Below are 17944 nucleotides of genomic sequence, written 5' to 3' on the forward strand. Positions count from 1 at the left end.
ACTGTCTAAAACATTCAGGAGCACTGGCCTCTATCATGACAAAACGTACTCCCGAGCAGCGCCTGCTGCTCGAGCAGATCAAACAGGTTGCCGAGGGACTCGCCAAAACGTTCACGCCCTTTTGCGAGATCGTGGTGCACGACCTGCTGGATCCTTCACATGCCGTGCTTGCCATTCACAACAACCTGTCTGGCCGCGAAGTCGGCCATCCGGCCACTGAACTGGGGCTAGCCCGCATCAAGGACGCCGAATTCGAGCAGGTCATTGCCAACTACCCGAACAGCTTTGCTGATGGCCGCCAGGTCAAAAGCACCTCGATCGGCATCAAGGATTCCGAAGGCCGCTATATTGCAGCGCTGTGCATGAACATCGACCTCACGGTGTTTCAAGGCTTTCAGGGCATGCTGAACCAGTTCGTCGATATTCAGACAGAGGCGCCAGCCAAGGAAACCTTTGACGCGGCGGGCGCTGATGCGATTCGTGCGCGTATCGATCAGTTCGCAGCGAGTATGGCCACCACGCCACGTGCGCTGAAGGCAGAAGATCGTCGCGTCCTGGTCAAGGAGTTGAAGGCCGCCGGCCTGCTGGAGTTACGCCGCGCGATGGAGATCGTTGCCGCGCACCTGGGCGTCTCTCGTGCATCGGTCTACAGCTATGCGAAGTAACCGCCCATTTTCAAGCCGATCACGAACCCGCTCGACACGTCGGCCATTGTGACAAGCGTCTTTTAAACATCCGCGATGTGCGTGGATATCCGTAGTGTATAGCCCAGGTGATGGGCCAGCAGGAGGTGCCTCATGAACCATCTTCCCACCTTTGACGATGTGGTCGCCGCATCCGAACGTATCAAGGGCTACGCCCGCCACACACCGGTGATGACATCGCGTACTGCTGATGAAGCGTTGGGGGCACAGATATTTTTCAAGTGCGAGAACTTTCAGCGTATGGGTGCCTTCAAGTTCCGTGGCGCCTTCAATGCGCTCTCGAAATTCAGTGCTGAACAGAAGCGGGCCGGTGTCGTGGCTTTCTCGTCCGGCAACCATGCCCAAGCCATCGCGCTATCAGCCAGAATCCTGGACATTCCTGCAACGATCGTGATGCCACACGATGCGCCGGCCGCCAAGGTAGCAGCAACACAAGGCTATGGTGGCAACGTCATATTTTATGACCGCTATACCGAGGATCGAGAACAGATTGGCCGCGACCTGGCCGAGAAACATGGCCAGACCCTGATTCCTTCTTATGATCACCCCGATGTTCTGACGGGCCAGGGCACGGCAGCCAAGGAGCTCTTCGAAGAAGTCGGTCCGTTGGATGCACTGTTTGTGTGTCTGGGCGGTGGTGGCTTGCTGTCGGGGTGCGCGCTAGCGGCCCGAGCGTTGTCTCCGGACTGCAAGGTGTATGGCGTTGAGCCCGAGGCGGGCAACGATGGGCAGCAATCGTTCCGCAGTGGTCAGATCGTTCATATCGATACACCCAAAACCATTGCTGATGGCGCCCAGACCCAGTATCTGGGCAAGGTGACCTTTCCCATTATCCAGCGCAATGTCGACGACATCCTCACCGCGACGGATGCAGAGCTTGTTGACTGCATGGCCTTCATGGCCGAGCGCATGAAGATGGTGGTCGAGCCGACCGGCTGTCTTGGCTTCGCCGCAGCGCGGCAGATGAAGGCCGAGCTTGAGGGTAAACGCGTTGGCGTGATCATCAGTGGCGGCAACGTCGACATGGCAAGGTTTGCAAGCCTGCTGACCTCGTAACCTTCTGATGGCCCGGTGACGGGCCATCCATATCCATTTCAATGTCCAGTCTTCAATCCTTCGATTGAGGGTCAAGGCACCCCTTTGTCTCACATAAAGAGAAATGACCAATGAATAAAGCCGTTCAACACACCGATATCCTTTGCCAGAACAGTTCAGAGATTTCTGCCCCCGGCGGCCACTACTCCCATGTATGCGTGGCAGGCGACCAGGTATTCATCTCGGGCCAGTTGCCTATCCAGCCGGATGGCACCCAATTGACCAACCACTCTTTCGAAGAGCAGGCACGTCAGGTGCTCGAGAATGTCGATGCCTGTCTGGCATGCGTCGATCTCGATAGAACCAGGCTTACGCAGGTGCGTATTTATGTCACCGATATCAACAACTGGCCACGCTTCAACGAGCTTTATGCCAGCTGGATCGGCGAGCACCGTCCCGCCCGCGCGGTGGCTGGCGTAGCACAGTTGCACTTCGGGTTTGGTGTCGAAGTGGAAGCCGTTGCGATGCTCAGACCGAATAACGAAACCCAGCAATAACTTTTTCTAGCTAATTATTTGCTGTCAGCCAGCGGGTAAAACACTACGCCCATGTAAGTGCATCAAGCGTATAACGGCATATAAATCAATAAAATGCTGAAAAAGGAGTAACATAATGATAAATAACACCTCTCATTCACGCACTCGCCGTGGACCATTGTCTTTCTGGCGCAATATGCCGCTCTGGAAGAAGATATTCATCGCGCTAGCGCTGGGTCTGGTTCTGGGGGTAGTGCTCAATCAAACAGGTAATGCGGATATCGCCGCCAGCTTCAAACCGATCGGCGATCTTTTCATCCGCGCGATCACGATGTTGATCGTTCCGCTGATCTTCGTTTCACTGGTCACTGGCGTCACCTCACTGCAGGATCTCGCTACCATGGGGCGGCTCGGAGCAAAAACGTTTGCTCTGTACCTGGTTTTGACAGCCGTGGCGATTTCGATTGGTCTTGCCTTATCGGCTATCTTCAAACCCGGCGTCGGTGTCGATATAGGCGCGGCCTCTGCCAGCAACGTAAACGCTAATGCCAGCGAAGCACCAACCATCACCGATACCCTTCTGGGGCTTGTTCCGACCAACCCGATTGAAGCGTTCGCGACCGCCAACGTGTTGCAGATTATCGTCTTTGCGGTCTTGTTCGGTATCGCGATCGTTCTCGCAGGCGATGTCGCTAAGCCCGTGAAGAATTTCTTCGATTCGGCTGCTGAAGTGATGTATCGGCTGACATCGATCATCATCGCCTTTGCGCCCTATGGCGTGTTTGCGCTGATGGTCTGGGTGGCCGGTACCTATGGTCTCGACGTGTTGGCTCCGCTTGCCAAGGTCATCGGCATGGTGTATCTCGGTTGCGCCATCCATGCACTTGTGGTTTACGGGGGGCTGATCAAGTTCGCCGCTCGGCTTAACCCCGTACGATTCTTCCAGGGCAGCGTCGAGCCGATGCTGGTCGCCTTTACCAACACCTCCAGTTCGGGAACGCTGCCGATCACGATGATGGCGGCCGAGCGCAACCTGGGCGTGTCACGCCGCATCTCTAGCTTCGTCCTGCCATTAGGCGCGACCATCAACATGGACGGTACGGCACTTTACCAAGGCGTAGTGGCTGTGTTCATTGCGCAGGCCTATGGTGTCGATCTAGGCACCAGCCAGTATGTAACGATCGTGTTGACCGCGACGCTGGCGTCCATCGGTACCGCCGGCGTGCCGGGTGCGGGGTTGATCATGCTGTCGCTGGTACTGACTTCAATCGGCCTTCCGCTCGAGGGCGTGGCCATCATCGCTGGCATCGATCGGATTCTCGATATGGCGCGTACGTCGATGAACGTAGTAGGCGACTGCGCGGTAACCTGCCTGGTCGCCCGTAGCGAAGGTGAGCTCGATCAAGCCGCCTACGACACCCCTCATGTACTCAGGTCCGATGACATGGTGGCGCCCGCAGAGACACATCAGGAGCAGACCCCACCTGCTCATGACCGCGCTGTTTCCTGATCTTTCCTGGAGAACGAGAGTCCCATCTCTCGTTCTCTTTCCGTTACAGACGTTTTGCCCTTGGAATTTTCCATTCATGTTTAATCAACTCAAACAGCTGCTTGAAGAGCAACATGCGAACTTTCGCGTGATCGAACACCCCCCTGAAGGCAAGTCCCAAAGCGTTGCCCAGATACGCGGTACGTCCGAGGAACAGGGAGCAAAGGCGATGCTGTGCAAGAGCAAGCACGATCCGAACGTGCTCATGCTGGCCATCTTGCCGGGCAACAAGAGACTGGACTTTCAAAAGGTCGCCAGCGCCATGGGGATAAAGAAAGCGACACTCGCAAGCCCGGAAGAGGCGACGCTTGAAACGGGCTGTCAAATCGGGGCCATCCCGCCGTTTTCGTTCTCACCTCGCATTCACTTACTGGTCGACCCTGCACTGGTAGAAGAGCACGATGAAATTGCTTTCAATGCGGGTCGGCTCGATCGTTCGATGGTACTGAATACGCAGGACTACCTTCGGATTGCAAAGCCCGAGTTGCACTCCTTATGGACCTGAGAAGCGCCAAGGCGCTGTCGCTGGATCTGGACGATACCCTCTGGGGGTTCGATGCTGCCGTCAGCCGTGCAGAAGTAGCGCTTCACCAATGGCTGCTGAAAAGTGCGCCATCTACCCGTGATGTACTGACGAGTTCGGCATCCCTGGGGCATTTTCGCAAAAAGATCGCCATCAGCCGACTCGATCTGGCACACGACCCGGCGCTGCTGCGACGGGCGTCTATCCGTGAAATTCTTCGAATCGCAGGGGAAAACCCGGATCTATGCGATGAAGCCTATGATGTTTTCTATGCCGAGCGACAGCGCGTGGTGCTGTTTGATGACGTCTTGCCTGCGCTCGACTGGTTGAGTGCGCGTTATCCCATCGCGGCGATCACGAATGGCAATTCCGATCTCAATATCATCGGGCTCAAGCATTTTTTCCAGGTAACGATTGCAGCAAAAGAGGCGGGCGTGGCCAAACCGGAGCCCGCGATATTTCACGCAGCTGCACGGGCCCTTGACGTCACGCCCAATCAAATACTCCATATAGGCGATGACTGGCAGTTGGATGTCGAAGGCGCCCATTTGGCGGGACTGCAAACCGCATGGCTCAAGCGGGAAGGGGGGCGGTCAGTGGTGGTGGGCCGACAAAATCAAATGTCCCGGCTTTTACAATAGATAGCTTGTTTGAGCTGTGCGACAAACTCAGGGTCGTTTAATGTTTGCCTATGGATGTTAAATGATCACCGGATACCCGAAAAAAACCACCCTCGAAAGGGTGGTTTTTACGTTGCGAGCTATGCCATCTAGGCGATTTACTACATCAGTGTATCGGTGACGCCGAGAACGTAGAACGCGATCAGCGCGATGATGCCGGCAAAGGTGAGGTAGTAGATCGTCGGCAGAATGGTAATGCGGATCGTCGCGCCCTCGCGGCCCAGAAGCCCCACGGTGGCAGACGCCGCGACCACGTTGTGAATGGCGATCATGTTACCCGCGGCAGCCCCTACGGCTTGAAGCGCGACCATCATTGCCGTCGACACCCCGAGGGTTTGTGCCACGTTGAACTGAAACTCCGAGAGCATCAGGTTCGAGACGGTGTTCGAGCCCGCAATGAAGGCACCAAGTGCCCCGACGGCGGGCGCGAAGAGCGGGTAGATATCGCCCACGCCGTTGGCCACGGCCTGAGCCATCATTACCGGCATCGAAACCAGGTCCGCTCCGTTCACGCCGGAGTTGATCAGAATGCGCACCATCGGCACGGTGAACACCAGTACGAAGCCCGCGCCGAAAATGGTCTTGGTGGACTCGGACACCGCCGCCTTCAGCTGGCCGCCGTTCATCCGGTGCAGGAAGTAGGTGATCGCGACCACCGCCAGAATGATGCCGCCGGGCAGGTAGAGCGGCTGGACGCCGCCGCTGACGCCGGTTTCACCCAGGATATTGGCCCAGTTCAGGTTGATGGATGTCAGAGCCGCCTGCAGTGGCTCGATAGTGCGCGAGGCGACCAGAAAAAGTGCCAGCAGCACGTAGGGAATCCAGCCGCGGAAAGTAGACATCGGCGCCTGGCCCGTCACGTCGTCGAGCTTGATCTGCAGCTTGCCGATCCACTCGTCCGGCCAGGAGCTGGATTCCGGAAAGTCCCAGGTGTCCTTCGGCAGCAAGAAGCCTTTACGCGCCGCCGGTACCACGATGGCAAGGCCCACCATGGCGCCGATCATCGAGGGGAATTCCGGGCCAAGGAACACGCCGACCAGCATGTAGGGCACCACGAAGGCGATACCGGTGAAGATCGCAAATGGCGTGATCGATAGCCCCTCCTTCCAGGACTTGTTGGCGCCGAAGAAGCGCACCATCACGGTCACCAGAATCAAGGGCATCATAAGGCCCACGATGCCGTGGGTGATGACCACTTCGCTGGTGATCAGTCTGAAGAACACCTCCCAGGAGGAGCCGTTGGCGACCAGGCTTTCGGTAATGCCGTTACGGTCGAGCCCGGTGCCCACGCCCACGATGATCGGTGTGCCCACCGCACCAAAGGAGACCGGCGTGGACTGCAGCATCATGCCCACGACCACGGCGGCCATGGCGGGGAACCCCAGTGCAACAAGCAACGGCGCAGCCACGGCGGCGGGGGTGCCAAAGCCCGACGCACCCTCGATGAAGCAGCCAAACAGCCAGGCCACGATCAAGGCCTGCACGCGCCGGTCCGGGCTGATACCGGAGAAGCCGTTGCGAATGGCGGTGATGCCGCCGGAGTGCTTGAGCGTGTTGAGCAGCAAGATCGCGCCGAAGATGATCCACAAAAGGCCGGCGGTCTGGATAAGGCCCTGAATGGTCGAGGCCGCCACACGGTTAAACGACATGTCCCAGGCGGTCAGACCAATAATGGCGGCCGCAAGAAACACGATCGGCATGGCGATCTTGGCAGGTATCTTGAATCCAACGAGCAGAATGCCCGCCAGCAGTAGCGGTAGGAAAGCCAGAAGAGCTAGTATTGTTTCATTCATGGGAGAAGGCCGCCCCGGTTATTTATTTGATGTACTTCACGTTCATCCAGCGTACAAGGCGCTGGACGCGACAGTGTGAAAGATACGGCCCGGCCACAAAAATAACATCATTGGAAAATTGGTATTACCACTCAAGACGCTGCTGCCACCTTTGCCAGTGACGGCTGCAAGATCATAAGTTAATGTTTTGTATTGTATTTGTTGATCTCGCTTAACGCGGGTGCTGTCAGTAACCATTAGACTAAAAGACAGGGTAGAAGCACTCTACCTGCCCGGCCAGCCGTTGATGCTCAACCAATCCCGATGATTCCAGTTCGCTGATGACGAGGATAATAAAGATGACGCGCACCCTTTATGACCTGTGTGGCCGTGATGAACGTCTGCGTTTTTCTCCCTACTGCTGGCGCGTTCGTATGGCGCTTGCTCACAAGGGGCTGGATTTCGATACCGTCGCCTGGCGGTTTGAGGACAAGCAGGCGCTGGCATTTGCCGATTACGACAAGGTGCCGGTGCTGTGCGATAACGACCAGGTGATTACCGACAGCTTCGACATCCTGCGCTACCTGGACAACACCTATCCGCACGCGCCGGTGCTGGGCGAGGGCACGAGCTTTCAGCGGGTACTGTTCTTCAAGCACTTTGTCGAACGCAGTATAAACTCGGCGCTGTTTCGTCTGGTGGCGATGGACCTGCTGATGGCTATTCATCCAGACGACCGGGCCTATTTTCGTGAAACCCGCGAGGCGCGCTTTGGGGCTCGCCTGGAGGAGGTGCATGACCCGGATGGGGCCAGAAAGCAGCTGGCAATGCTACTTGCCCCTGTGCGCGACCAGCTGGCGCAAACTGCTTTTCTGGATGGCGAGGCTCCCAGCGGTGCCGACTATCTGCTGTTTGGCAGCCTGATGTGGGCGTATACCGTATCGCTTGAAACCCTGGGCGAGGCGAATGCGCCGGTTGAGGCGTGGTTTCAGCGCATGCTGGCGGTTCATGGTGGCGTTGCAGGCCAAGCCATCACGATTCGTGACCTGGTATGAATACTGGTTAGTGAGCGGATGCAGCGAATGTTTCAAGATTCATCATTACCTCTTTTTATTCTCCAACCTGCTGATAAATAAAGCGTTAGTGTGAATCGTGAGGGCGTCTGGCGAGGAATTTAAAAAAATCATGTTGCGATGCACAATAAGCACTGCTAGCTTGTGGATAGCAACGGCAGACGCCGACGCATCAGCATCGCTTCCAGTATGACCGAGTAGCGACCTGCTGGCTTACTCTAGGAGATGTCATGATGAAGACTGCAGAAAATACGACCCAACAGTTCGAGTCTACGTTTGTATCGCCTATGCGTTCTTACACGCTGGCAGCGCTGGATTATTACGAAAAGTTGATGGGTGCCCAGATGGACGCGGCGCGCGCCTATTCCGACATGACCATTTCTCAGGCGCGTACTTGGCTGGATGTCAAGGATGCCGATAGCTTCAAGCAGGCGTTGGAGAGCCAGCAGCGTGTGGCCAGCGACTTCATGGAGCGCGTCAAGGGCGACTCCGAGAAAATGACGTCCATTGGCCAGAATTTTGCCCAGAAAACCCAGCAGGCAGCGGAAGATGGCACGCAAAGAGCGGCCGACGCCGTCAAGTCGTAAGCTCCTTTCTGACGGCAGATAATCTGCCGTGGTCGAAAAGCGCTGCACCCTTGGGTGCGGCGCTTTTGCCATGTCAGGCCGGGTGCTTCAATCGCCCCGAGCCCTGGCTCTCAACCGCAGCTTGGCAATGCGAATTATCTGCTCGATGGCCGTCTGACGCTCGGTGGTGGCATCATTGTTCAACCGCGCTTCAAAGGCGGCCAGGATAGCGTGACGGTCGAGTCCCTTGACGGCAATCACGAAAGGAAAGCCAAACGTTGCCTTGTACGTATCGTTTAACGTCTTGAAACGCGTAAATTCCTCCGGCGTACACTGATCGAGCCCTGCGCCTGCCTGCTCGCGCGTGGAGTCCGGGGTCAGCTCACCGGCAAGGGCCGCCTTGCCGGCCAGGTCCGGGTGCGCCTTGATCACGGTTATCTGCTGCTCGGCGGGTGCTTGCTCAAGCACTTGCCCCATCTTGATGGCCAGTGCGTCAGGGGCGTCGTGTGCATCATTCAATCCCTGCCGCCAGGCAGCTTCGGCGACCCAGGGCGAATGCTCATAGATATCTCCGTAGCCATCGATAAAGGCTTCCAGCGACAGCTCGCTGGGGCGCGGGTCAAGCAGCTGGTGGGCGGTATCGGATACCATGACGTTCCCCCTGAATGTGTGCATTGGCTAATCATGTATACAATATTAATCACACGAAGGTAATCTAGGCCTACCACTCTTGACCACCAGATAGCAGCAAGGAGCCGCTATGGGACATTTGACAACGCACGTGCTGGACACCGCCAAGGGCCAGCCTGGGCATGGAATTACCATCGAAGTATTTCGCGTGGAAGCCGGGCAGCGCGAACACCTGGGCGAAGCAGTGACCAATATGGATGGACGCTGCGATACGCCGGTACTGGAAGGCGAAAACCTCACCTCCGGGGAGTACGAGCTGGTGTTTCATGTAGGCGACTATTTGCGCGTACAGGGGGTTGAGGCCGCCGAGCCGCGCTTTCTGGACGTCATTCCCGTGCGTTTTGGCGTGGCGGACCCGGATGAGCACTACCACGTGCCGCTACTCTTGTCCCCGTATGGCTACTCCACCTACCGGGGAAGTTGATTGCCAGCCGACAGGAGCGCTAGATGAGTGATGTGCAGGCGGTCGCCAAGCGGACCGCTTCGGAAAAAGAGGGTGATGAGCGCCATGAAATCATCTACCGAGCGGTCAGCGATGCCATTGTCGAGCAGCGCCTGAAGCCCGGTGCTCGGCTGCGTGAAGATGCCCTGGCGGAGGTGTTTGCGATCAGCCGCACCGGGATTCGCAAGATTCTGCAGCGCCTGGCGCTCGAGCAGCTGGTCACGCTGACGCCCAGACGTGGTGCCCGCGTGACCCGGCCAACGGCAAATGAGGCCAAGGACGTATTCGACGCCCGCCAGCTGGTCGAGTGTGGCTTGATGCCGGAGGTAGCCCGGCGCATAGGCACGAAGGAGGCGGCTGAACTGCGCGACATGGCCCACCGGGAGCGCAAGGCACTGCGTGAAGGCCAGCAGAGCGCGGCCATTCGCCTATCGGCGGACTTTCACGTGCGCCTGGCACAGCTTTCCGGCAACGCTACGCTTGCCGAGTTCGTCGAGCGGCTCTGCTCGCGCTCCTCGCTGATTCTGGCGGTCTACGGCCACCCAGGCCACCTGGGCTGCGAGTCTCACGACCACGACGACCTGATCGGCTACCTGGAGGCGGGCAATGGCGAGCGCGCCCGCGCGTTCATGAGCCGCCACCTGAAAGCCATCGAAGCGTCGCTTTCCATGGTCGAGGAAGAGGACGACGTGCCGGATTTGCAGGATATCTTCGGCGGGTAGCGGCGCCTGCAGGTCATGCGAACGCCCGGCTGATGCCGGGCGTTCGCGCGTTACGCGAAGGGCAAAGCTCAAGCCCGTTGGCGCATCAGTCCGAAGTACAACAGGCCACCCAGGCCCGCGCCAATCAGCCAGCCGTAACCGTCAAGGCTCGAAAGCGCGGGCACCAGCACGGTCGAGAGCGAGAACAGTGCCGCGACGCCAAAGGCGATCAGCGCGCGGGGGTTCCAGCCGTTGGTGTAGTAGTAGGCGCTGCCGGGTCTTGAAGAGAACAGAGCCTGCATGTCCAGGCGCTGGCGCTTGATGAGGTAGTAGTCCACCACGATGATGCCGTAGAAGGGCGCCACGATCGCCCCCAGGGCATTGACGAAGCCGGCAATCCCGATCTGACTGATGAACGAGAGCCAGAAGGCGCCGACAAAGAAGGCGATCACTGCGGTAATCAGCCCGCCCAGCTTGAAGCTGATTCTGCTGGGGAACAGGTTGGCAAGGTCATAAGCGGGCGGAATGAAGTTGGCGACCAGGTTGATACCTACGGTCGCGGCAAAGAAGGTCAGCGCGGCGACGATGGTCAGCGGCAGTGAATCGACTCGCTCGACGATATCCGCCGGGTTGGTCAGCGCTTCGCCGAACAGGACGAGGGTGCCCGCGGTAATGATCAGGGCGATGAACGAGAAGAATGCCACGTTCAGCGGCAGGCCTAAAAGGTTGCCAAGCTTCATCTGGCGCTCGCTCTTCACAAAGCGGGTGAAATCGCCAAAGTTGATCACCACTGCGGCAAAGTAGGCCACCATGGTACCGACGATGGCAAAGAACGCCGCCACACCGCCGCCGGACTCTCCACTGCCGCTGAAGATCGTGCCTACTGCGGGCAGCAGCGCGTCACCGGCCTGATACCAGACCACGCCCATCAGCACCAGCATGACCACATAAACCAAGGGCCCCGCCCAGTTGAGAAAGTGCTTGATGCGCTCGATGCCCTGCCAGAAGATCGCGATCTGAAACAGCCACACGATCAAAAACGACACCCAGGCGACGCCGGAAAGCCCCAGGAAAGTGCTGCCACTACCCGCACCGAAGAACGCGGTAATCATCAGCGTTACTGCCGTCGAGGCGAAATAGGTCTGCACCCCGTACCAGAAGATCCCCACGATGGCGCGCAGCATGGCGGGCAGGTTGGCGCCACGTACGCCAAGGCTTGCGCGCACCATCACCGGAAACGGAATGCCGTACTTCACGCTGGGCTTGCCGGTCAGGTTGACCAGAAACATCACCACGACGCCTGCCAGGATGATCGCTGCCATTACCGCCCAGCCGTTCAGGCCATAGGTCAGAAACAGCGACGCGGCCAGGGTATAGCCAAACAGGCTCTGGATATCGTTGGACCAGACGTTGAATATCTCGAAGGCGCCCCAGCTGCGCGCCTCGGGTTTTACCGGCGCCAGGTCGTCGTTGTACAGCGTCGGGTCGATGCTGCGTATATCCAGGTCGCTGGTCGTTTCACGCTCTCTCATTACGAACTCTCGTTTTTGTGTGCTGTCTGGCTCGGTAGTGCTGCCGTCGTTTTCTTCATGGGGCAAAGCGCTGGCAGGGGGCCCAGTGCTTCATCAGCAGGTAGTAGGTCACCCCTGCCGGCAGCAGGCTTGCATACCAGGAGACCGACGAGAAAGAGAGGGCGGCGACAATGCCTACCGCCGTGGCGATCAGTGCGGCCAGGTTCACGCCCTGATACGGGCCATTGGCGTCGTAGAGCTTGTCGATATCCAGCGTGCGCCGCCGAACGGCGTAGTAATCCACCACCAGAATGGCAAAGATCGGACCAAGGAACGCCGAGTAGGTTTGCACGAACATTTGAAGGCCCGCGGCCGACTCCGGCTGAACCAGCTTCCAGGGGAAGGTGGCAAAGGCGAGCAGGCCAACGATCACGGTGGCCACCGGAAAGCGGATCTTGAACACGTCCATCAGCACGTAGGTGGGCGGCACCACGTTGTTGAGCACGTTGGTGGTGACCTGGGCGAAGGCGATGAACAGCAGGGTGATCATCAAAAGCGGGGTGTTATCCACCGCATTGGCAAACACCTGGATGGGGTCGGCAGTGCCCGTGGCCTCTGACACCATGTAGCCGATCAGGCCCATGAACAGCGTGCAGGGGAGAATCGACATGGCATAGATAGTGGCCAGAAGGCTCGAACCGGTACCTTTCTTGTGCTCGCGAGCGTAATCGCTGACGTTGAGCATCATGGTGCTGTAGATGCCCAGAAACAGCATGGTCGCGCTCCAGAACGGCATGCCCCAGGAGCCTTCCATGGTCAGAAGGCTTGCCGATAGCTCATCGCCGTAGCGCTGCACCGTGGCATAGAACATGTAGGTCAGCGAACCCAGGATGAAAATGCTGCCGATATTCTCGAGCCACTTGATGCCCTGAAAACCGGTCACGGACAGCGCGATCTGCAAAAGCTGGAAGGTGATGAAGTAGAACACCAGGTTATCGAAGCCGAACAGAGTGGCGGACACCATGTTGAGTGCACCCGCGCCAATCCAGCTCTGAAAGCCGTACCACACCACGGCGGGCACGGCACGCACAAGCCCCGGAATGCGCGTACCGGTAAAGCCGAAGGCGGAGCGCGCCTGTACCATGAAGGGAATGCCGTACTTGTAGCCAGGAGCGCCGTTGATCGCCAGCGCCACGCCGATCACGAAGCAGCCGATGGCGATGGCAAGCGTTGCCTGCAGCAGGTTGAGCGTACCGACCACGCTCGATCCCATGGCAAAGGTGCCGATGGAGACACAGCCGCCGAACCAGGCCAGAAAATAGGAGCCTCGTCCCATTATCCGGGTATGTTGCGGTGCCAGGCTTTCAGCGCCCAGCGCCTTGGTTGCCGCAGCTTGGCCGGCGGCGGGCAGGTTTTCTGACGCAAGAGCAGACGTGGTTGTGCTCATGATGTCGTCCTCGCAAGATTATGAGTATTGTTGATATTTCAGGCGATGCCTGAATACGCTTGCGGCGTGGCGTGCTCTGGACGTTCTGTTGCTTGTTGCTTTTATGGGTAGTGCTGATAACCGGTTTTTCTACAGCGGGTGAGTCGTTACTGTCTGGTGAGTCATTACTGCCTGGGCGGCTGGAGATTCGAGAGCGCGGCGAACTTGCCGGTGAACGGCTTGGGACGCGGATAGTCCAGATCACCATGCTTGCTCGTGTGCAGCCCCAGGCCCACCAATGACTCTGCCAGCTTCAAGGCGGCACTGACGCCTTCGACCACGGGAATCCCCACTTCGCGGCTGATCTCCTGGGTAAGCCCTGCCATGCCGCCGCAGCCCAGCACGATGGCGCCTATGTCGTCTTCGTCGCGAGCCCGACAACACTCCGCGACAATACGCTTGAACGCCGCATCCGGGTCGTGCTCGAGATCCAGCACCGGGATTTCCGCCGCGCGGATACGCCGGCAGTGGTGGCGAAAGCCGTACTGCTCCAGAAGGTGCTCGGCGATGATGCCGGTGCGACCCAGGGTAGTGACGATGGAAAAGCGCGTGCTGATCAGGGTGGCCAGGTGGAAGGCCGCCTCGGCGATGCCGATGACCGGCGCGCGGGTCAGCTCGCGGGCGCTGAGCAGGCCCGGGTCGCCAAAGCAGGCCACGATATAGGCATCGATACCGCCTTCACGCTCGCCCTTGAGCACCTCTTCGGCAACGCCTACTGCGCTGACCACCTCATCGAAATGGCTCTCGATCGAGACCGGGCCCGACTCGGGCTGGGAGGCGCTGACCCGCGTGCCATTGGCGGCCTGCTGCTCGGCAGCGCGATGGATGGCCTGAGTCATCGAGGCGGTCGTATTGGGATTGATGATGTGTATATGCACGATAAGCGATCCGCAGGTGAGCAGGTTGAGTCATCTTGTATACGAAAATAGGGCGGTTTATCACCCAGCGCAAGACCTTTCCCATGCGCTAAAGGTGGTAGGCGGCTGACCAGACGGTCAGTTGATGGCGGTTTTAAAGCGTTCTGAGCGGGCATGGCTGATGACTTGGCAGTTCGACGTATTGCAGTGCTCTACCAATCTGGCTATTTTGTATACAACTACCAAGGGCTTTCAGGCTGACTTGAGCCCGCATGACAAGGACCTGACCCATGACCTCGACGACGGCTTCTTTCTACCCCCGTGATCTTATCGGCTACGGACGCCATCAGCCCCAGGCCAACTGGCCCGGCAAGGCCAGGATTGCCGTTCAGTTCGTGCTCAACTACGAAGAGGGCGGAGAGAACAGCGTGCTGCACGGCGATAGCGGCTCCGAGCAGTTTCTCTCCGAGATCATCGGGGCAGCCGCCTACCCGGATCGCCATCTGAGCATGGAGTCCATCTACGAGTACGGCTCGCGCAGCGGCGTATGGCGAATCCTGCGCGAATTCGAGCGTCGCGGGCTGCCGCTGACGGTGTTTGGCGTGGCCATGGCGCTGGAGCGCAACCCGGAGGTTGCCAAGGCGTTTCAAGAGCTTGGCCATGAAATTGCCTGCCATGGCTACCGCTGGATTCACTATCAGGAAGTGCCGGAGCATATCGAGCGCGACCACCTGCACAAGGCCATGGAGATCTTCCAGCGCCTTTATGGCGAGAAGCCCCAGGGCTGGTACACCGGGCGCGACAGCCCCAATACGCGCAGGCTCTTGCTGGATGAAGGCGGCTTCACCTACGACAGCGACTACTACGGCGATGATCTACCTTTCTGGACGCGGGTGACCGACAGCCAGGGCAGCGAGCACTCTCATTTGATCGTGCCTTATACCCTGGATACCAACGATATGCGCTTTGCCGCGCCGCAGGGTTTCAACACCGCGGATCACTTCTTCACCTACCTGCGCGACGCCTTCGACGTACTCTACGAGGAGGGCGAGGAAGCACCCAAGATGCTCTCGATCGGCATGCATTGCCGCCTGCTGGGCCGCCCCGGCCGATTCCGCGCCCTTCAGCGCTTTCTCGACTACATCGAATCTCACGACCGGGTATGGGTGGCGCGCCGGATCGATATTGCCCGCCACTGGGCAGAGCACCATCCGGCGCCGGATCAAGGACGGCTAACGGGTTAGCCTACCCACTGCACCGCCTGGGCGAAGACGAGAAAGCCCAGGGCAATCAGCACCCAGACGCAGAACAGCGGGAAGAAGAACTTGACCCACTTCTGCCAGGTCACGCCGGCAAGCGCCAGGGTGGCCATGAAGTAGCCGGAAGTCGGATAGAGAATATTGCCCATGCCATCGCCGAGCTGAAAGGCCAGTACGGCGGTCTGGCGGGTAACGCCGATCATGTCGGATAACGGTGCCATGATTGGCATGGTCACCAGCGCCTGGCCGCTGCCGGAGGGAATCACGAAGTTGAACAGCAGCTGGGCCAGGTACATGCCGATGGCGGAAAGGAGGGTGGGCAGTTCACCGACCACGTTGCCAAGCGCGTACACCAGGGTGTCCATGATCTGGCCCTGCTCGAGAATCACCGCCACACCCCGGGCAACGCCGGCAATCATGGCGCCGACCAGCACATCGCGAAAGCCCTGGTTGAAGCCTTCGCAGATATCGTCGGTACTCAGGCCGGCAATCAGCCCGACCACCACGCCCATGATGATGAATAGCCCGGCCATCTCGAGCATGAACCAGCCCTGGCGCAACACGCCGTAAACCAGCACGGCAAAGAAGATGAACGTGGCCGCCGAGGCAAGTTTCTGTCGCATACTGGCCACCCGCGCTGACGCGCTCACGCTATGCTGGTAGCGTGAGCGCTTGTCCGCCTCGGCGGCCTCGTTTTGAACAAGGCTCAAGGCCGGGTTCTGCTGAACGCCATGGGCGTAGCGCATCACGAAGAAAATCGCCGCGCCCAGAATGGCAATAAAAGCGAGCGCACGCAGCCCAAGCCCTGAATACAGGGGGAGATCCGATAGCTGCTGGGCAAGCCCTGTATTGATCGGATTCAAAAGGCCGGTGGCAAATCCGGCAGTGGTGGCGCACAGCGCTACGGCCGCGGCGGTAATCGAATCAAAGCGTAGCGCAATCATCAGCGGCAGAATGACCGGCACGTAGACCAGCGCAAGCTCCTGGGTACCAATCACGGTGGCAATCAGGGCAAACACCGTCATCAGCACCGGAATCATCAGAAGGCTTTGATTGGCAAAGCGGCGCGTCAGTTTATCCACGCCGATTTCAATGATGCCGGTACGCCGCAGCACCATGAACATGCCGCCGATCATGAAGGTGAAGAACACCACTTCGCCAGCGCTGATCAGCCCGTTGGGAATGGCCAGCATGAAGTCGGTGACACCGGCAGGGGCGGCCTCCACGAACTGGAAGGACGTCGGGTCAATCGTGGTTCGCCCGGCAGGGCCTGGCACGCGTTCGAACTCGCCGGCGGGCACAAAGTGGGTGGCAATGGCCGCCATGGCAATGAAGATGAACAGAATGACGTAGATATCGGGAACCCGACACCATCCTCGCTTGGGCGTTGTTTCTGGCGGTGGGGTAGAGCGCTGAGGGTTGGGGGACATGGAGTGCCTCGCATTGATGAACGTTATCGTTATGTGAGCTGGCGGCTTTACCTGGGCATATGCGCTTGCTGTGCATTTGCCCTCTATTTTTATGTTTGTTTTACGTGCGTGTCCTGCACGCGCTAAAGGAGTCTTTCTTGGCGATATCGTCCTCCTCTTCGATGCCACATATTGGCCAGCGAATTACCCGGCAGTTTGCCGAGCTGAGCGCTCAGGAGCAGCGTGTAGCCACCTTTATCCTTGATCATTTCGATGACCTGGCGACCTTCAGTGCCGCGGATCTGGCCCGCTCGACGGGTGTATCCAAGTCCACGGTCAGTCGCCTGTTCCGGCGGCTGGGCTTCGAGAACTTTCAGGTGGTCAAGCAGCATGCAAGGCAGCTGCGCAGCCTTGGCGTGCCCTTGGTGACCGGCAGCGAACGGCCGGATGAAGCGCACTTCAAGCGCCATCTGGCTCGCGAGCACGATAACCTGCGCCAGACGTTTGCCAGCGTTGCGCCCGAACATTTCGAAGCGGTGGTCAACGCGCTGGATCACGCCGGGCGCATCGTGCTGATTGGATTTCGTAACAGCTACCCGCTTGCCGTGCATTTTCGCCAGCAGCTGATCCAGGCGCGTGACCATGTCAGCCTGGCTCCGCAGCCGAACCAGAGCCTGGCCGAGGAGCTTGTATCGCTGGGGGAGAAGGACGTGGTGGTGCTGTTCGGGTTCCGGCGGCGACCGGCGGTCTTCAATACCCTGCTGGCGACGCTTGCGGCCAAGGAGTGCCGCGTACTGCTGTTTGGCGACGCCACCGCCAGAGCCCATGCCCCCCGCGTGGATTGGTGGCTTGAATGCCCGCTGGACACGGTGTCGGCCTTCGACAGCTACGCCAGCGCCATGAGCCTTATCAGCCTGCTGTCGAACAGCCTGCTGCATCAGCGGCTGGCCGAGGGCCGGGCGCGTATTCATGCCATCGGTGAGCTCTATCAGGACATTGATGAGCTTGAGCTTTGCGAGCGCTAGATGGCCTGGGTAAAGCGCTGATGCCATTCGTCGCGGATGCGTGGTGGATGTCATGACGCGTCTGTTTTGTTAGATTCTTGAAACGAAAGTTTCTAAAGACGTTACTATCGGGATGAGTGTTTCACA

General features: G+C 58.7%; 18 protein-coding genes. 12 read left to right on the forward strand and 6 right to left on the reverse strand.

All coding sequences use genetic code 11. The features are described from left to right. The first annotated feature begins 35 nt into the window (after positions 1-35). From HW452_RS00730 to HW452_RS00755, 6 genes are all read left to right on the forward strand, one after another. Positions 36-665: a helix-turn-helix transcriptional regulator gene (locus tag HW452_RS00730; protein ID WP_224104185.1), complete on the forward strand. Its 630-nt coding sequence runs from the start codon at positions 36-38 to the stop codon at positions 663-665. Positions 666-797: 132 nt separating this feature from the next. Beyond that, positions 798-1760, forward strand: coding sequence for a threo-3-hydroxy-L-aspartate ammonia-lyase (locus HW452_RS00735; RefSeq protein ID WP_224104186.1), 963 nt, complete (start codon positions 798-800; stop codon positions 1758-1760). A 110-nt stretch (positions 1761-1870) separates the two neighbouring features. Next, positions 1871-2296, forward strand: a complete 426-nt coding sequence (locus HW452_RS00740) for a RidA family protein (protein ID WP_224104187.1) — start codon at positions 1871-1873, stop codon at positions 2294-2296. Positions 2297-2411: 115 nt separating this feature from the next. Next, the gene (locus tag HW452_RS00745) at positions 2412-3785 is read left to right on the forward strand and encodes a dicarboxylate/amino acid:cation symporter (protein WP_224104188.1); all 1374 of its coding nucleotides are present in this window, start codon (positions 2412-2414) and stop codon (positions 3783-3785) included. 76 nt (positions 3786-3861) lie between these two features. Next, positions 3862-4329, forward strand: coding sequence for a YbaK/prolyl-tRNA synthetase associated domain-containing protein (locus HW452_RS00750; RefSeq protein WP_224104189.1), 468 nt, complete (start codon positions 3862-3864; stop codon positions 4327-4329). After that, complete coding sequence (locus tag HW452_RS00755; protein ID WP_224104190.1) at positions 4320-4988, forward strand: HAD family hydrolase; 669 nt, start codon at positions 4320-4322, stop codon at positions 4986-4988. Before HW452_RS00750 ends, HW452_RS00755 begins: the two co-directional genes overlap by 10 nt. A gap of 140 nt (positions 4989-5128) precedes the next feature. Here the strand turns inward: HW452_RS00755 and HW452_RS00760 are convergent, their stop codons facing one another. Then, complete coding sequence (locus tag HW452_RS00760) at positions 5129-6820, reverse strand: L-lactate permease (protein WP_224104191.1); 1692 nt, start codon at positions 6818-6820, stop codon at positions 5129-5131. Positions 6821-7158: 338 nt separating this feature from the next. On the opposite strand from HW452_RS00760, the gene HW452_RS00765 reads away from it, so the two are divergent. Then, the gene (locus HW452_RS00765) at positions 7159-7854 is read left to right on the forward strand and encodes a glutathione S-transferase family protein (RefSeq protein WP_224104192.1); all 696 of its coding nucleotides are present in this window, start codon (positions 7159-7161) and stop codon (positions 7852-7854) included. Positions 7855-8102: 248 nt separating this feature from the next. Next, positions 8103-8459: a phasin family protein gene (locus HW452_RS00770; protein WP_224104193.1), complete on the forward strand. Its 357-nt coding sequence runs from the start codon at positions 8103-8105 to the stop codon at positions 8457-8459. Positions 8460-8546: 87 nt separating this feature from the next. Here HW452_RS00770 and uraD read toward each other — a convergent pair whose 3' ends face one another. Next, the gene (gene uraD, locus HW452_RS00775) at positions 8547-9089 is read right to left on the reverse strand and encodes a 2-oxo-4-hydroxy-4-carboxy-5-ureidoimidazoline decarboxylase (RefSeq protein WP_224104194.1); all 543 of its coding nucleotides are present in this window, start codon (positions 9087-9089) and stop codon (positions 8547-8549) included. Between the two features lie 109 nt (positions 9090-9198). On the opposite strand from uraD, the gene uraH reads away from it, so the two are divergent. Both uraH and HW452_RS00785 read left to right on the forward strand, forming a co-directional pair. Next, positions 9199-9552, forward strand: a complete 354-nt coding sequence (uraH, locus tag HW452_RS00780) for a hydroxyisourate hydrolase (protein ID WP_224104195.1) — start codon at positions 9199-9201, stop codon at positions 9550-9552. Positions 9553-9575: 23 nt separating this feature from the next. Continuing rightward, complete coding sequence (locus tag HW452_RS00785; protein ID WP_224104196.1) at positions 9576-10292, forward strand: GntR family transcriptional regulator; 717 nt, start codon at positions 9576-9578, stop codon at positions 10290-10292. Positions 10293-10360: 68 nt separating this feature from the next. Here HW452_RS00785 and HW452_RS00790 read toward each other — a convergent pair whose 3' ends face one another. From HW452_RS00790 to HW452_RS00800, 3 genes are all read right to left on the reverse strand, one after another. Further along, positions 10361-11803 (reverse strand): NCS1 family nucleobase:cation symporter-1, encoded by a 1443-nt coding sequence (locus tag HW452_RS00790; RefSeq protein WP_224104197.1) that lies wholly within the window; start codon positions 11801-11803, stop codon positions 10361-10363. A gap of 55 nt (positions 11804-11858) precedes the next feature. Beyond that, on the reverse strand, positions 11859-13229 hold the full coding sequence (locus HW452_RS00795; protein ID WP_224104198.1) for an NCS1 family transporter: 1371 nt from the start codon (positions 13227-13229) through the stop codon (positions 11859-11861). A gap of 164 nt (positions 13230-13393) precedes the next feature. Beyond that, positions 13394-14146 carry an aspartate/glutamate racemase family protein gene (locus tag HW452_RS00800; RefSeq protein WP_224104199.1) on the reverse strand — a complete coding sequence of 251 codons (753 nt, stop codon included), beginning with the start codon at positions 14144-14146 and terminating at the stop codon, positions 13394-13396. Positions 14147-14415: 269 nt separating this feature from the next. Between HW452_RS00800 and puuE the strand changes: the two genes are divergently transcribed. Further along, positions 14416-15369, forward strand: coding sequence for an allantoinase PuuE (gene puuE, locus HW452_RS00805; RefSeq protein WP_224104200.1), 954 nt, complete (start codon positions 14416-14418; stop codon positions 15367-15369). On the opposite strand, the gene HW452_RS00810 is transcribed toward puuE, so the two are convergent. Next, positions 15366-16814 (reverse strand): YfcC family protein, encoded by a 1449-nt coding sequence (locus HW452_RS00810; RefSeq protein WP_224104201.1) that lies wholly within the window; start codon positions 16812-16814, stop codon positions 15366-15368. The genes puuE and HW452_RS00810 overlap by 4 nt on opposite strands. A gap of 137 nt (positions 16815-16951) precedes the next feature. On the opposite strand from HW452_RS00810, the gene HW452_RS00815 reads away from it, so the two are divergent. After that, positions 16952-17818 (forward strand): MurR/RpiR family transcriptional regulator, encoded by an 867-nt coding sequence (locus HW452_RS00815; protein WP_224104202.1) that lies wholly within the window; start codon positions 16952-16954, stop codon positions 17816-17818. Positions 17819-17944: the final 126 nt, after the last annotated feature.

It is taken from the genome of Vreelandella aquamarina (assembly GCF_020075495.1).
GTDB lineage: Bacteria > Pseudomonadota > Gammaproteobacteria > Pseudomonadales > Halomonadaceae > Vreelandella > Vreelandella aquamarina_A.